Origin of the sequence: Aquabacterium sp. (genome assembly GCF_044226965.1) — a bacterium.
Taxonomy (GTDB): domain Bacteria; phylum Pseudomonadota; class Gammaproteobacteria; order Burkholderiales; family Burkholderiaceae_C; genus Pseudaquabacterium.
In genome coordinates this window covers 1-14,659 of sequence record NZ_JBGAGA010000033.1, presented here as the reverse complement: position 1 = coordinate 14,659, position 14,659 = coordinate 1, and the positions used below count along the sequence as shown (strand labels likewise).

Below are 14,659 nucleotides of genomic sequence, written 5' to 3'. Positions count from 1 at the left end.
AAAACTCCAGTCAGTGCGAAAAAGGGGCTGAAACAGCCCCTCGTTCCAGGCTCAGGGCAGAGGTCAGGCGTCTTCGCTGACTTCCACGAACTCGTCGGCGGCGCCAGCGGCCTGCACCACCTCGTTCACCGCATTGGCCTTGCCTTCGACGACCGCATCGGCCACCGCGCGGGCATACAGCGCCACGGCCTTGGCCGAGTCGTCATTGCCAGGGATGACGTAGTCGATGTCCTCGGGCGAGTGGTTGGTGTCGACCACGCCGATCACCGGAATGCCGAGCTTCTTGGCCTCGGCCACCGCGATCTTGTGGTAGCCAACGTCGATGACGAACAGCGCGTCGGGCAGCGCGTTCATGTCCTGGATGCCGCCGATGTCCTTCTCGAGCTTGGCCAGCTCGCGTTCGAACATCAGCGCTTCCTTCTTGGTCAGCTGCTCGAGGCCGGTTTCCTTCTGGGCCTGCATGTCCTTGAGCTTCTTCAGCGAACCCTTCACGGTCTTGAAGTTGGTCAGCATGCCGCCGAGCCAGCGCTGGTCGACGAAGGGCATGCCGGCGCGCTGGGCTTCCAGCGCGATCACCTCGCGCGCCTGGCGCTTGGTGCCGACCATCAGGATGGTGCCGCGCTTGCCAGCGAGCTGGCGCACGAACTTCATCGCCTCCTCGAACTTCGGCAGCGTCTTTTCGAGGTTGATGATGTGGATCTTGTTGCGATGGCCGTAGATGAACGGGGCCATCTTCGGATTCCAGAAGCGCGTTTGGTGGCCGAAATGCACACCGGCTTCCAGCATTTCACGCATGCTGACAGACATGGATCACTCCAAAAGGTTGGGTCTAGAATCCGGCGCGAATCGCAGGCGGCAAGGCCCCTTCAGGCCTCCACGCCCCGCGACACCTTGTTGATTGCCGGTTCGCGATTGATTTACCTGCCGTCCGGTCCGCAAAGCCAAAAGCCTCACATGGACATCCAGGTAAACCCAAGGAGTATAGCAGCCGGCTTCCCCAGCGCCGCCGAAGCATTGCGTGCCGCGCTGCAGGCCGCCGATGGCGAGGCCTGCCGGAACGTCTTCATCCGCCGCTTCGACCGCAGCGCCGAAGCCGCCGCCAGCATGATCGACACGGCCCGCGCCGCGGGCCTGCCCCTGGGCCCCTTGGCTGGCATGCCGGTGTCGATCAAGGACCTCTTCGACGTGGCCGGGCAGCCGACCACCGCCGCCTCGCGTGCGATGGCCGATGCACGGCCCGCGGCGCGGGACTGCACCGCGGTCGCGCGGCTGCGCGCCGCCGGCGCCGTGCTGGTGGGCCACACCAACATGAGTGAATTCGCGTTCTCGGGTGTCGGCATCAATCCGCACCACGGCACGCCGCGCAATCCCTGCGCGCCGAGCGGCGAAGCGCTGATCCCGGGTGGCTCGACCTCGGGTGGCGCGGTGGCGGTGGCCGCAGGCGCCTGCCGTGCCGCGCTGGGCTCGGACACCGGCGGCTCGATCCGCATTCCCGCTGCGCTGCAAGGCCTGGTCGGCTTCAAGAACACGCAGCGTCTGACGCCGCTGGACGGCTCCATACCGCTGTCGGGCACGCTGGATACGGCATGCGCCGTCACACGGGATGTGCAGGACGCGGTGCTGCTGCACGGCGTATTGGCGGCGCGCCAGCCGACCCTGAGCGCGAGGCCCCTGGCTGCGATGCGCTTCGGCGTGCCCGCCACCGTGATGTTGGACGGGCTGGCGCCGGCCGTCGCCGCCCGTTTCGAGCAAGCTCTCGCAACACTGAGCCGCGCGGGGGCCCGGATCGAGTCGCTGCCGCTCGCGCCGCTGGCCGAGCTGGCCAACCTTCAAGCCCAGGGCGGCTTTGCCGCCGCGGAGAGCTGGGCCTGGCATCGCCAGCGGCTGGCCGCGCGGGAAGCCGACTACGACCCGCGCGTCGCCCTGCGCATCCGCCGCGGCGCCCAGATCAGTGCGGCCGACTACATCGATCTGCTGCAGGCCCGGCGCGACTGGATCGCGCGCATCGAACATGCGGTGCGGGGCTTCGACGCGATGCTCTCCCCCACCGTGCCGATGCAGGCGCCCGCCCTGCAGCCGCTGCTCGACAGCGACGAGGCCTTCTTCCGCACCAACGCCCTGCTGCTGCGCAATCCGTCTGCGATCAACATGCTCGACGGCTGCGCGCTGTCGCTGCCATGCCAGGCACCGGACCAGCTGCCGATCGGGCTGATGGTCTGGGGGCCAGCGCTGGCCGACGATGCGGTGCTGGACGCCTCGCTGGCGATCGAAGCCGCGCTGCACGCGTCAGCGGGAGCCTAGGCATGAAGCTGGCCGTGATCGGCGCCGGCATCATCGGCGTCACGACCGCGTACGAGCTGGCCGCCGACGGCCACGAAGTCACCGTGTTCGAGCGCCGTGGCAGCGTCGCCGAAGAAACCAGCTTCGCAAATGCCGGCGTCATCGCGCCCGGCTATGTCACGCCATGGGCCGCGCCCGGCATGCCTGGCAAGGTGATCCGCCAACTGCTCGCACGCCATGCGCCGGTGCGCCTGGCGCGCCCGATGGCCCCGGGCCAGTTGCGCTGGATGTGGCGCTGGTGGCGCGCCTGCGGCTCGAGCAGCTTTCTGGCCAACCGATCGCGCATGCATCGCCTGGCACGCTACAGCCAGCAACGCCTGAAGACCCTGACGCATGACCTGCGGCTCGACTACGAACAGGCCAGCGGCTACACCGTCCTGCTGCGCACGCCGCAGGAGCTGACCTTGGCGCGACCCGGCCTCAAGCTGCTGGCCGAGCTGGGTGCAACGTTCCAGCTGATCGATGGCCAGAGGGCCCGTGCACTCGAGCCCGGCCTGAATCCGCACACCCCGCTCCATGCTGCGATCCATCTGCCGCATGACGGCGTTGGCAACTGTCGACAATTCGCCCAGCAGCTCAGGGCTGAAGCGCAGCGACTGCAGGTCGAATTCCGCTTCGATCAGCAGGTCCTGGCCCTGCAGGCAGGCGCCCGGCCGTCGCTTCGCTGCCGCGCCGGGGGCAGCGACAACGGCGTGCAGACGCTGGCGTTCGACGCCATCGTCGTGTGTGCCGCGCTCGGTGCAGCCGAACTGTTGAAGCCCCTGGGCTGCCGCCTGCCGATGGCCCCGGTGCACGGCTACTCCGTCACCGCGCCGCTGCGGGTGCTGGAAGGGTTTCCGCACCTCGGCCCGAAGTCGGCGGTGATGGATGAAGCGCACAAGGTGGCCATCAGCCGGCTCGGCCAGCGCGTTCGCGTGGCCGGCAGCGCCGAACTGGGCGGCCGGCTCGACCGCAGCAACGAAGCCGCCGTGCAAACGCTCTACAAGGTGCTGGACGACTGGTTCCCGGGCTGCGCACAGCTGGCGCAGGCCCAGCACTGGAAAGGCGCGAGGCCCATGTTGCCCGATGGTCCTCCAGTGCTGGGCCGCAGCCCGGCTGAAGGCATCTGGTTGAACCTCGGCCATGGCTCCAGCGGCTGGGCACTGAGTTGTGGTTCGGCGCGCGTGCTGGCCGATCTGATCGCCCGCCGCACGCCGGAGATCGACCCCGACGGCCTGGGCTACGAGCGCCTGCTACAGGGCCAGGGACGCACACGGTGATTGAAGACGTCCTGCCGCCGATGCAGCGCCGACCCTTGTTCGGCGTGGCAGCCTCGCGGCGCCTGGAGCAGGACGCCCTGGCCCGCACCGAGCCCTTCGCCCTGATGGCCGCGGCGGGCTTTTCCGCCGCGCGCCTGGCACTGGCCATCGCGCCGCACGCACGGACCGTCTGGGTCGCCGCAGGACCCGGGAACAACGGCGGCGACGGACTGGTCGCCGCACGCCACCTGGTGCAGGCCGGCAAGGCCGTGCGGTTGAGTCTGCTGGGTGACGCTGCAGCCCTGCCTCATGACGCACGGCAGGCCCTCGATCAGGCGCAACAGGCCGGCATTCAGATCGAAAGCGGCCTGCCGGAACGCATCGAGAGCGAGCTGGCCATCGACGCCCTGCTGGGCCTTGGTGCCCGCCGCGCGCCCCAGGGGCCCATCACCGCCGCGATCGCCCTGCTGAATGCGCAACCGTCGCCAGTGCTGGCGATCGACCTGCCCTCGGGCTTGTCGTCCGACTGCGGCATGCCCCTGGGCGCTGAGGCGGTGCGGGCTGCGCACACCCTGACGCTGTTGAGCCTGAAGCCGGGGTTGTTCACGGCGCAGGGACGCGACCACGCCGGCCGGATCTGGTTCGACGACCTCGGCACAGATCCAGTCAGCGTGTCGCCGGACGCCTGGCTCGGCGGCCCGCCGGTTCTGCCCGCTCGACGACACGCGCATCACAAAGGCAGCTTTGGCGACGTGCTGGTGATCGGTGGCGGGCCTGGTATGGGCGGCGCTGCCTTGCTGGCAGCGCGCGCTGCGCTATCGGCCGGCGCGGGCCGGGTCTACCTGGCGCGCCTGGACGAGGGTGAGGCCCATGCAGTCGACATGCTGCGACCCGAACTGATGCCGCGCAGCGTGGCCGAAGCGCTGGCGATGGAATCGCTGCGCGCTGCCACGGTCGTCTGCGGTTGCGGCGGCGGCGACCGGGTGCGTGAGGTGCTGCCATCGGTGCTGCACCATGCAGGGCGTCTGGTGCTCGACGCGGATGCGCTGAACAGCATCGCGGCAGACCCTGCGCTGACACACATGGTGAGCGTCCGCGCCGACCGCGGCCAGTTCACCCTGCTGACGCCACACCCGCTGGAGGCCGCGCGGCTCCTGAACTGCAGCAGCGCCGAAGTCCAGGCGGACCGGCTTGCGAGCGCTCGGCGCCTCGCAAACCAGCTGCGGGTCACCGTGGTGTTGAAGGGCTCTGGCAGTGTCATTGCCAGCCCGCAACAGGTGCCGGTGGTCAACGCGACAGGGAATGCGCGCCTCGGCACCGCCGGCAGTGGCGACGTGCTGGCGGGATGGAGCGGCGGGCTGTGGGCTCAGCACAGCGACTGCGCTGCGCAAGCCATCGCCGAGCAGTCCGTGTGGCTGCATGGTCGCGCCGCGGAGGTCGGCGACCCGCGGCTGCCGCTGCTGGCCGCCGACCTGATCGAACGCCTGCCCCAGGCGCTTCCACCCCCGCTGGCAGCGCGCTAGCGCCAGCCCGACGGCCGCCTCAGCGGCCCTTGTGGGCGCGGGCGGTCTTGCCGGCGCGGGTCGCCTTGCCGGCAACAGCAGAGCGCTTGGCCACGGCCTTGGCCCGTGCCGACTTCGCCGCCCGGTCCTTGGCCTGCACCTCTTTCAGCGCCTGTGTCGCCGGGACCGGCTTGCGGCCACGCTGCAGCAGTTGCTCGGTATCGCCTTCGCGCACCATGCGAAAGTCGATCTTGCGACCATCCAGGTCGACACGACTGACCTGCACCCGCACCCGGGAGCCGACGGCATAGCGCACGCCGGTGCGCTCGCCTCGCAGTTCCTGCCGCGCCTCGTCAAACCGGAAGTACTCGCCGCCGAGCTCGGTGATGTGGACCAGGCCTTCGACATACAACTCGTCGAGCGTGACGAAGACACCGAAGCTCGTGGCAGCACTGACAGTGCCCGAGTACTCCTCGCCCAGATGGTCGCGCATGAAGCGGCACTTCAGCCAGGCCTCGACATCGCGCGAGGCTTCGTCCGCACGCCGCTCGTTCGCGCTGCAGTGCGCACCGGCGGCCTCCCACAGCTCCCCCTCATGCGCGCTGATGGCCGGCTTGCCCGGCGCCTTGCCGCCTTTTCGACCGGGCTTGACCGGCACGTCCTCCTCGATGGCCGCACTGGCCAAGTGATAGCGCTTGCCATGCAGCAAGGCCTTGATCACGCGATGCACCAGCAGGTCGGGATAACGTCGGATCGGACTGGTGAAGTGGGCGTAGGCCTCATAGGCCAGGCCGAAGTGGCCACTGTTGGTGGCCGTGTAGATGGCCTGCTGCATCGAGCGCAGCAGCATCGAGTGGATCTGCATGGCATCGACCCGGTCCTTGGTCGCCTGGGCGATGGCCTGCAGTTCCGAGGGCTTGGGCTCGTCGCTCAGGCTGAAGCCCAGACCCAGCGTGCGCAAGTAGTTCTGCAGCGTCAGCCGCTTCTCCGGCGTCGGCCCTTCGTGCACCCGATACAGCACCGGGTGCTTGTGCACGGCAATGAACTCGGCAGCACAGACGTTGGCGGCCAGCATGGCCTCCTCGATCAGGCGATGCGCCTCGGTTCGGGTGCGCGGCACGATCTTCTCGATGCGGCCGTTGTCGTCGCAGACGATCTGCGTCTCCGTCGATTCGAAATCCACGGCGCCGCGCGTGCCGCGGTGCTTCAGCAATGCGCGGTAGACCTCGTGCAGGTTCAGCAGATGCGGCACCAAGTCGACACGGCGCTGGGCCTCGGAACCCCGCGTATTGGCGAGCACAGCCGCAACTTCGGTGTACGTGAGGCGCGCATGCGAGCGCATGACCGCCGGGAAGAACTGGTAGGCCTCGATCTCCCCGCCCTTGCTGACCAGCATGTCGCACACCATGCACAGCCGCTCTTCGTCGGGGTTCAGCGAACACAGGCCGTTGGACAGCTTCTCGGGCAGCATCGGGATCACCCGACGCGGGAAGTACACCGAGGTGGCGCGCCCGTAGGCATCCTCGTCCAGCGGCTCGCCGGGCTTCACGTAGTGGCTGACATCGGCGATGGCCACCACCAGGCGCCAGCCTTCGAAGCCCGTCTTGCCACGGCCGCGCTTGAGCGGCTCGCAGTAGACCGCATCGTCGAAGTCGCGCGCATCTTCGCCGTCGATCGTCACCAGCGGCACGTCTGTCAAGTCGATGCGGTGGCGCTTGTCCGCGGGGCGGATGCGGTCCGGCAAGGCCGCGGCCTGCGCCAGGGTCTCCGGCGAGAAGCGGTGCGGCACCTCGTACTTGCGCACCGCGATCTCGATCTCCATGCCGGGGTCGTCGATCTCGCCTAACACCTCCGTGACGCGGCCCACCGGCTGGGAATACATCGACGGTGTCTCGGTCAGCTCGATCGCGACCACCTGTCCCACCGTCGCATTGGCGGTGGCATTCTTCGGGATCAGGATGTCCTGGCCATATCGTCGATCCTCGGGCGCGACGAGCCAGATGCCGTTCTCGTGCAGCAGGCGACCGATGATCGGCGACTTGCGGCGCTCGACGATGTCGAGCACCCGCCCCTCGGGCCGGCCTTTGCGGTCATAGCGCACGACGCGCACGCGGACCCGGTCGCGGTGCAGCACCGCGCGCATCTCCTGGGGCGAAAGATAGATGTCGGGTTCGTTGTCGTCGCGGCGCACGAAACCGTGTCCGTCGCGATGGCCCAGCACGGTGCCTTCGACTTCGCTCATCAGCGCAGCGCCCAGAGGCGGCTGGCCACTTGTGGTTTGATTTGTCTTTATGCTAGACTCCTAGCTTCAGTACCTGCCCAGGTGGCGGAATTGGTAGACGCACTAGTTTCAGGTACTAGCGCTTAGCGGCGTGGAGGTTCGAGTCCTCTCCTGGGCACCAAAATCATAAAGGCCGGCATGCATTGCATGTCGGCCTTTTTCTATTTGGGCCGCCGAACTGGGTTTCTGCGATGGCCGAAAGCCCTGCGCATTCATTGCGCCAAGCACCGGCAGCAGCAGTTCGGCTGGACTCGTCTTCGTCAAACGGAAAACTTCTTCGCCAGCCCATCGGGCCGCAGGTTGTCGTACTCCTCGAACGGCTGGTGAATCCACGGGCTCGTGGGCAGCAACTCGACGTAGTACTCAGGCGTGTAGTTCGAAACGCCCTTCACCCAGATCACCGCAGAGCGCAGCTCGCTGATCGCCGGGATACCGCGCAGGCGGTCGACCACCGCCTTCAGCGTGACACCCGAGTCGGCCAGGTCATCGACCAGCAGAACACGGCCGGCAAGTTCGCCCTTGGGCATCGTGATGTACTTGGCCATGTCGAGCCGGCCCTGGATCGTGCCGCTCTCGGCACGGTAGGAACTGGTGGACATGATGGCCAGCGGCTTGTCGAATACACGCGACAGCACGTCGCCCGGCCGCATGCCGCCGCGGGCCAGGCACAGGATCTGGTCGAAGTCCCAGCCCGAGGCAGCCACCTTGAGCGCCAGGCGTTCGATCAGCAGGTGGTACTCGTCCCAGGACACATAGAGGTGCTTGCCGTCATCGGTGAGCATGGGCTTGGGTCTCCTCTTCAAGGCTTGTACGGGTGGCGCAGCAGGATGGTGTGCTCGCGGTCGGGACCAGTGGACACCATGTCGATCGGTGCGCCGATCAGGGCTTGCACCCGGTCCAGGTAGGCACGGGCATTGGCCGGCAGTTGGTCCCAGCGCGTCAGGCCGAAGGTCTTTTCGTTCCAGCCCGGGAAGGTTTCGAACACCGGCTCGCAGGCCTCAATGTCGTCCGCATCCAGCGGCAGGATGTCGACCGGCTGGCCGTTGAGGCGATAGCCGACGCAGGCCTTGATCTCGGGCAGGCCATCAAGCACGTCGAGTTTGGTGATGCACAGCCCCGAGATGCCGTTGATGATGACCGAGCGCTTCAGCGCCGCGACATCGAGCCAGCCACAGCGCCGCATGCGGCCGGTGACCACGCCACGTTCCTGGCCCACCGTGGAGAAATGGTGGCCCACGGTGCCCGGCTGGTCGATCGGCAGCTCGGTCGGGAAGGGGCCACTGCCCACGCGCGTGGTGTAGGCCTTGGTGATGCCAAGGATGTAATGCAGCAGGTCCGGCCCGACGCCGGCGCCCGCGGCGGCATTGCCCGCCACGCAATTGCTCGATGTGACGTACGGGTAGGTGCCGTGGTCGATGTCAAGCAGGGTGCCCTGCGCACCTTCGAACAGGATGTTCGCGCCCTGCCGATTGGCCGTGTAGATGCGGTAGCCGACGTCGGCCAGCATCGGTTTCAGCTGCTCGGCCGCGCGCATCGCCTGGTCATAGATGGGCTGAAACGCCAGCGGCTGGCTGTGCAGATAGCCACCCAGCGCGAAGTTGTGCAGTTCCAGCAGTTCGCGCAGCTTGTGCGCAAAGCGGTCGGGGTGCTTCAGGTCCTGCACCCGCATGGCGCGGCGCGCAACCTTGTCTTCGTAGGCCGGGCCGATGCCTTTGCCAGTGGTACCGATCTTGCCAGCGCCACTGGTTTCGCGCAGTGCCTCGCGCGCGCGGTCGACCTCGACATGAAAAGGCAGGATCAGCGGGCAGGATTCACTGATGAACAGGCGCGAGCGAACCTCGACCCCGATGGCCTCCAGCCGCTCGATCTCGCCGAGCAGGTGGATCGGGTCCACCACCACACCGTTGCCGATGTAGCACGGGACACCCTCACGCATGATGCCCGAGGGGATCAACTGCAAAGCCGTCTTGACGCCCTTGATGACCAGCGTATGTCCGGCGTTATGACCGCCCTGGAAACGCACGACGCCATTCGCGTGGTCGGTAAGCCAGTCCACGACCTTGCCCTTGCCTTCGTCTCCCCACTGGGTTCCAACGACGACGACATTGCGTCCGGGCATGCTGGAGGTGCCTTGTTGCATGAATCGAAAATCCGGTTGATGACGAGAAGTCGGTTGGCGGCAGACACCGGCCGTCAGAGTGCGCGCAGCACCCAGTGGCCGTCGATCGCGGCGAGTTCACGGTCGCAGTCGAATTCCTCGCCCTCGTGTTCGTGGCCAGGCAGGATGCAGACAACGATCTCGCCCTGCTCGCGAAGGCGGCGCACCGCGGCACGCAAGGTGGCGTCCTCGCTCCATGGCGCGCGCACGGCCATGCGGCGCGGCGCCGGCGCAGCCACCGCCACCAGCGCCTTCAGGTCGGTGCTGAAGCCCACCGCCGGGCGGTTGCGTCCGAAGACCGCCCCCACCTCGTCGTAGCGGCCGCCGCGCAGCAGCGCAGTGGTAGCACCCGGCGCATAAACCGCAAAGCGAGCGCCACTGTAGTAGCCATGCCCGCCGACATCGGCGAGGTCGAAGCCGATGCGCACGTCGCCGTGCGCGCGCTGCACATGACTGGCAAGTCGGGTCAAATCGTCCAGCGCCGCGACGATGGCGGGATGGGCGGGCAGCATGCGCCGCGCGGCCTGCAGCACCTCGGCATCGCCGTACAGCCCCGGCAGCGCCAGCAGGCCGGCACGCGCCGCCTCAGGCAGCCGCCGGGCCAGGCCACGCAGCACGGTCCCGTCCTTGGCGGCGAGAGCAGCGCGCAACTCGGTCCACACGTCAGCCTCGAGCGACGCGCCCGCCAAAAGCCCACGCACGATACGCGCATCGGCCAGGTCCAGCACCAGCCGCGTCAGGCCAGCGGCGCGCAGACCGTCCAGCGCGAGGTCCTGCACCTCCAGGTCGGCCTCCAGGCCGGCGTGGCCGTAGATCTCGGCACCCAGTTGCAGCGGCTCACGCGTGGCATGCGCGGCCTCGGGTCGCGTGTGCAGCACCGGGCCGCAATAGCACAGTCGGGTGACGCCCTGGCGGTTCAGCAGGTGTGCATCGATGCGAGCGACCTGCGGCGTGGCATCTGCCCGCACGCCCAGCGTGCGGCCGCTGAGCTGGTCGACAAGCTTGAAGGTGCGCAGGTCAAGCTCGCGCCCGGTGCCGCTGAGCAGCGAATCGAGGTGCTCCAGCAGCGGCGGCATGACCTGCTCGAAGCCATAGCCGCGGGCCATCTCGAGCAGTGTGCGCCGCAGTTCCTCAATGCGCCGTGCCTCGGCAGGCAGGACATCGGCAACGTGCTCGGGCAACAGCCAAGCAGACGACATGTACGACACCGGGGGATTAAAAAAGGCATTGTACTGGCGCGCATCGAACGGGCCATTGCACCGGTGCCCGCCACGAACGCGACCCCGATCAATGCCAGAGCCCGAGCAGCAGCAGACCGACCAACATTGAGGAAAGCCCGAAGAAGCGGATCTGGCCGTCGGTCAGGCGCGTGGCGCGCTCGAAGAGCTGACGCCAGGTGCCCGGGCTCAGGAAAGGCAGCAGACCCTCGAAGATCAGCATCAGCGCCAGCGCGCCGAGCAGCCAGTCACCCATGCATGGCCCGCCAGGGCATCACCGACGCGGCGCCGGTGCCGCCGGCGCCGCGCCGGCGCCGGGACCACCGCTCCGCATGGCCTTGAAGAACTCACTCGACGGGTCGACCACCATCACGTCGTTGCGGCTGCGGAAGCTCGCGCGGTAGGCATCCAGGCTGCGGTAGAACTGTGCGAACTGAGGATCGCGACCAAAGGCGTCCGCGTACAGCATCGAGGCCTTGGCATCGCCCTCGCCCTTGACCTTCTGCGCGTCCCGGTAGGCCTCGGCCACGATCACCTGGCGCTGCTTGTCGGCATCCGCCTTGATCTTCTCGCCTTCGGCGCTGCCCTGCGAACGCAGTTCATTGGCAACCTGCTGCCGCTCGGACTGCATGCGGCGGTAAACCGCGTCGGTGATGTCGGCGACGAAGTCCACGCGCTTGATCCGTACGTCGACGATTTCGATGCCGAAGGCCTTCGATTCATCGGCCAGGCGGTTGCGGACGTCCTGCATCACCTTGTCGCGCTCGGCGGACAGGACACCTCGCACGGTGCGCTTGGTGATTTCCTCATTGAATGCTGCCTGGATCACCGGGCTCAGGCGGCTTTCGAGGTTGCGGATGTCCGAGCCATTGTTGCGGATGAACTGCCGCGCTTCGGCGATGCGCCACTTCACCAGCCAATCGATGACCAGGCTCTTCTTCTCGGCCGTGAAGATCGGCCGCGTCTCGGGGCTGTCCAGCGTCTGGATGCGCTTGTCGAGGAACACCACGTTCTGGAACGGCGGCGGCAGCTTGTACTTCAGCCCCGGCTCGGTGATGACTTCCTTGATCTCGCCCAGTGCGTACACCACCGCCAGTTGGCGCTGGTCGACGATGAACAGGGTCGAGGAAGCCAGCATCAGCAGGATCAGCAGGCCAGCGACGGTGAGTCCGATGCGGTTCATGGTCTGCGCTCCCTCAACGGCCATCGCGGTCGCGGCTGCGACCGGAATCGCGCCCTCGGGAATCGGCAGCAGCGCTACCGCCACCGTCGACCGACGGCGACGGCGCTGCCGGCAAGCTGGCCACCGGCGACGTTGGCGCCCCTTGCTGCAGAAGCTTGTCCAGCGGCAGGTACAGCAGGTTCGAGCCGCTGCGGCTGTCAACCATCACCTTGGTGACGTTCGAGTACACCTGCTGCATGGCATCGATGTACATGCGGTCGCGGGTCACCGCGGGTGCCTTCTGGTACTCGGCCAGCACGGCACGGAAGCGCTGGGCATCGCCCTCGGCCTGCGCGATCACGCTCTGGCGATAGCCCTCGGCCTCTTCACGCAGCCGGGCCGCGGTGCCGCGGGCCTTCGGGATCACGTCGCTGGCGTAGGCCTGGCCTTCGTTCTTCAGGCGGTCGCGGTCTGCCCCCGCCTTGACCGCATCATTGAATGCTGCCTGGACCTGCTCGGGCACCTGCACGTTCTGCACGTTGACGTTGACGACCAGGATGCCCGCACGCAGCCGGTCAAGCTGAGCCTGGATCGACTTCACCAGGTCAGCGGCGATCGCATCGCGCTGCTCGTACAGCACTGAATCGACCTTGCTTCGGCCGACGATTTCGCGTACCGCCGACTCGCTGGCCTGCTCCACCGCCTTGTCCGGATCGCGATTCTCGAATAGGTAGCTCCTCGCATCCTTCAGCCGGTACTGCACGGTGAAGCGGATGTCGATGATGTTCTCGTCCTGCGTCAGCATCGACGAGTCGCGCAGGCCCGTGGCCTGGGCAATGTTCGCACGCCCCACCTCGACCGAACGCAGCTGCGTCACCGACACCGTGTCATGCGCCTGGAATGGATACGGAAACCGCCATTGGATGCCCGCATCCAGGGTCGAGCTGTAGCGGCCGAAGGTCGTCACGATCGCCTGCTGGCCCTCTTGCACGATGAAGAATCCGCTGCCGGCCCAGATCACCAGGACGACGAAGCCGATCAAGCCCATGCCGACACCGGCGTTTCGCATGTCGGGCTGGAACGAAGGCCCGTCCTCTCGCGGCTCCGGCGCCTTGTTGCCGCCACCCTTGCCGCCGAACAGGCCGCTGAGCTTGCGGTTGAAGTCGCGCCACAGCTCGTCGAGGTCGGGCGGGCCATCGTTGCGGCCGTTGCTCATCCAGAGGCCGCGCCAGGCGCGGCGCGCGGCGCTGGGCCGGCGGGGCGCCGCTGCAGCGGCATCGGGGTGTCGGGTGGGGTGCATGCTCATCAGGTCGGCGATGGTAACGCGCGGGTGCTGCCGTTCTGCGCAGGTGAATCAACCGGCTCAGCGGACGTCGGATCGACGCTACGTGGAGACAACGGCGGAGGAATCAAGCCTTCGGGTGAGGCGGCCTGCACGATGACGCCGCGCAATGCGTCCAGTCCCAGGCCCTGCAAGGCACTGACGAACACGCGCGGCACCCAGACGCCGGGCGAACGCTCGGCCCAGTCGCTCAGCGCACGCGGCGGCGGATCCAGCCGGTCCAGCTTGTTGTAGACCAGCACCTGGGGAATGTCCTGCGCACCGATCTCTGCCAGCACCCGCTCGACCTCGTCACGCTGCTCCTGCAGCCCCGGGCTGGCGGCGTCGACCACATGCAGCAGCAGATCGGCGTCGGCCGCCTCCTGCAGCGTCGCCTGGAACGCTTCGACCAGCTTGTGCGGCAGATCACGTATGAAGCCGACGGTGTCCGACAGCGACACGCTGCCGCCGAGCGCTTCGAGGTAGAGCGAGCGCGTGGTGGTGTCCAGCGTCGCAAACAGCTGGTCGGCGGCATAGGCACGCGCCTTCACCAGGGCATTGAACAGCGTCGACTTGCCGGCATTGGTGTAGCCGACCAGCGAGACACGGAAGGTCCCGCTCTTCTCGCGCGCACGACGCTGCGTGCCGCGCTGCCGCTTGACCTTGTCCAGCCGCGCCTTCACCGACTTGATGCGCTCGCCGATCATGCGGCGGTCCAGTTCGATCTGGGCCTCGCCCGGGCCGCCACGATGGCCCACGCCGCCGCGCTGTCGCTCCAGGTGGGACCAGCGGCGCACCAGCCGGGTGGCCAGGTACTGCAGCCGCGCCAATTCGACCTGGAGCTTGCCCTCGTGGCTCTTGGCACGCTGGGCGAAGATTTCCAGGATCAATGCCGTGCGGTCGGCCACCGGCACCCCGATATGGCGCTCCAGGTTCCGCTGTTGCGCCGGGGACAGCGCCTGGTCGAAGATCACGCCGTCGGCCCGATGGACCAACACCAGTTCCTTGATCTCGTCGGCCTTGCCGGAACCGATGAACAGCGCTGGATCGGGCGCCTTGCGGCGTGCGATCACTCGCGCAACCGTGTCGTCTCCGGCCGATTCCGCCAGCAGGGCCAGCTCATCGAGCGTTGGGTCGAATGAGTGGCCACTGCCGAGATCAACGCCGACCAGCACGGCACGCGCCGGCCCGTCGCCGGACGGCGCTGCATCGTCCCTCGAGTCGAGGTTCAAGGCGGATGAGGAGGCTTCGCGCCTGAGTCAGGCGATCAAGCGGGATCGGCTTGGTCGTTGGCGTGGAAATTGACGGGGCGGCCCGGCACGACCGTCGAAATGGCGTGCTTGTAGACCATCTGCGTCACGGTATTGCGCAGGAGAACGACGTACTGGTCAAAAGACTCGATGTGCCCCTGCAGCTTGATGCCGTTGACGAGGTAGATCG

General features: G+C 67.6%; 13 protein-coding genes and 1 tRNA gene. 4 read left to right on the top strand and 10 right to left on the bottom strand.

Annotated elements, in window-relative coordinates; genetic code table 11:
- Nucleotides 1-63: 63 nt before the first annotated feature.
- Nucleotides 64-807 carry a 30S ribosomal protein S2 gene (rpsB, locus tag ACILR4_RS15845; RefSeq protein WP_395701816.1) on the bottom strand — a complete coding sequence of 248 codons (744 nt, stop codon included), beginning with the start codon at nucleotides 805-807 and terminating at the stop codon, nucleotides 64-66.
- 147 nt (nucleotides 808-954) lie between these two features.
- On the opposite strand from rpsB, the gene ACILR4_RS15840 reads away from it, so the two are divergent.
- The 3 genes from ACILR4_RS15840 to ACILR4_RS15830 are packed head-to-tail and all read left to right on the top strand — an operon-like array spanning nucleotide 955 to nucleotide 5,101.
- Nucleotides 955-2,301: an amidase gene (locus ACILR4_RS15840; RefSeq protein ID WP_395701862.1), complete on the top strand. Its 1,347-nt coding sequence runs from the start codon at nucleotides 955-957 to the stop codon at nucleotides 2,299-2,301.
- A gap of 2 nt (nucleotides 2,302-2,303) precedes the next feature.
- Nucleotides 2,304-3,599, top strand: a complete 1,296-nt coding sequence (locus tag ACILR4_RS15835; RefSeq protein ID WP_395701815.1) for a D-amino acid dehydrogenase — start codon at nucleotides 2,304-2,306, stop codon at nucleotides 3,597-3,599.
- Nucleotides 3,596-5,101: an NAD(P)H-hydrate dehydratase gene (locus ACILR4_RS15830; RefSeq protein WP_395701814.1), complete on the top strand. Its 1,506-nt coding sequence runs from the start codon at nucleotides 3,596-3,598 to the stop codon at nucleotides 5,099-5,101. The genes ACILR4_RS15835 and ACILR4_RS15830 overlap by 4 nt, the downstream gene beginning before the upstream one ends.
- 19 nt (nucleotides 5,102-5,120) lie before the next feature.
- On the opposite strand, the gene rnr is transcribed toward ACILR4_RS15830, so the two are convergent.
- Nucleotides 5,121-7,322 carry a ribonuclease R gene (rnr, locus tag ACILR4_RS15825; RefSeq protein WP_395701813.1) on the bottom strand — a complete coding sequence of 734 codons (2,202 nt, stop codon included), beginning with the start codon at nucleotides 7,320-7,322 and terminating at the stop codon, nucleotides 5,121-5,123.
- Between the two features lie 75 nt (nucleotides 7,323-7,397).
- On the opposite strand from rnr, the gene ACILR4_RS15820 reads away from it, so the two are divergent.
- Nucleotides 7,398-7,482, top strand: a tRNA-Leu gene (locus ACILR4_RS15820).
- Nucleotides 7,483-7,621: 139 nt separating this feature from the next.
- Here ACILR4_RS15820 and ACILR4_RS15815 read toward each other — a convergent pair.
- From ACILR4_RS15815 to hfq, 8 genes are all read right to left on the bottom strand, one after another.
- Nucleotides 7,622-8,143 carry a phosphoribosyltransferase gene (locus tag ACILR4_RS15815; RefSeq protein WP_395701812.1) on the bottom strand — a complete coding sequence of 174 codons (522 nt, stop codon included), beginning with the start codon at nucleotides 8,141-8,143 and terminating at the stop codon, nucleotides 7,622-7,624.
- 17 nt (nucleotides 8,144-8,160) lie between these two features.
- Nucleotides 8,161-9,501 (bottom strand): adenylosuccinate synthase, encoded by a 1,341-nt coding sequence (locus tag ACILR4_RS15810; protein ID WP_395701811.1) that lies wholly within the window; start codon nucleotides 9,499-9,501, stop codon nucleotides 8,161-8,163.
- A gap of 53 nt (nucleotides 9,502-9,554) precedes the next feature.
- The gene (locus ACILR4_RS15805) at nucleotides 9,555-10,718 is read right to left on the bottom strand and encodes an ATP phosphoribosyltransferase regulatory subunit (protein ID WP_395701810.1); all 1,164 of its coding nucleotides are present in this window, start codon (nucleotides 10,716-10,718) and stop codon (nucleotides 9,555-9,557) included.
- Between the two features lie 88 nt (nucleotides 10,719-10,806).
- A complete protein-coding gene (locus ACILR4_RS15800) occupies nucleotides 10,807-10,992 on the bottom strand; it encodes a DUF2065 domain-containing protein (RefSeq protein WP_395701809.1) in 186 nt (61 codons plus the stop codon).
- Nucleotides 10,993-11,010: 18 nt separating this feature from the next.
- Entirely contained in the window at nucleotides 11,011-11,919 is a 909-nt protein-coding gene (hflC, locus tag ACILR4_RS15795; protein WP_395701808.1) for a protease modulator HflC, read from the bottom strand.
- A gap of 13 nt (nucleotides 11,920-11,932) precedes the next feature.
- Entirely contained in the window at nucleotides 11,933-13,114 is a 1,182-nt protein-coding gene (gene hflK, locus ACILR4_RS15790; protein ID WP_395701861.1) for an FtsH protease activity modulator HflK, read from the bottom strand.
- A gap of 89 nt (nucleotides 13,115-13,203) precedes the next feature.
- Entirely contained in the window at nucleotides 13,204-14,394 is a 1,191-nt protein-coding gene (gene hflX / locus ACILR4_RS15785) for a GTPase HflX (RefSeq protein WP_395701807.1), read from the bottom strand.
- A 92-nt stretch (nucleotides 14,395-14,486) separates the two neighbouring features.
- A partial coding sequence (hfq, locus tag ACILR4_RS15780) for an RNA chaperone Hfq (RefSeq protein ID WP_395701860.1) occupies nucleotides 14,487-14,659 on the bottom strand: 173 nt, incomplete at its 5' end.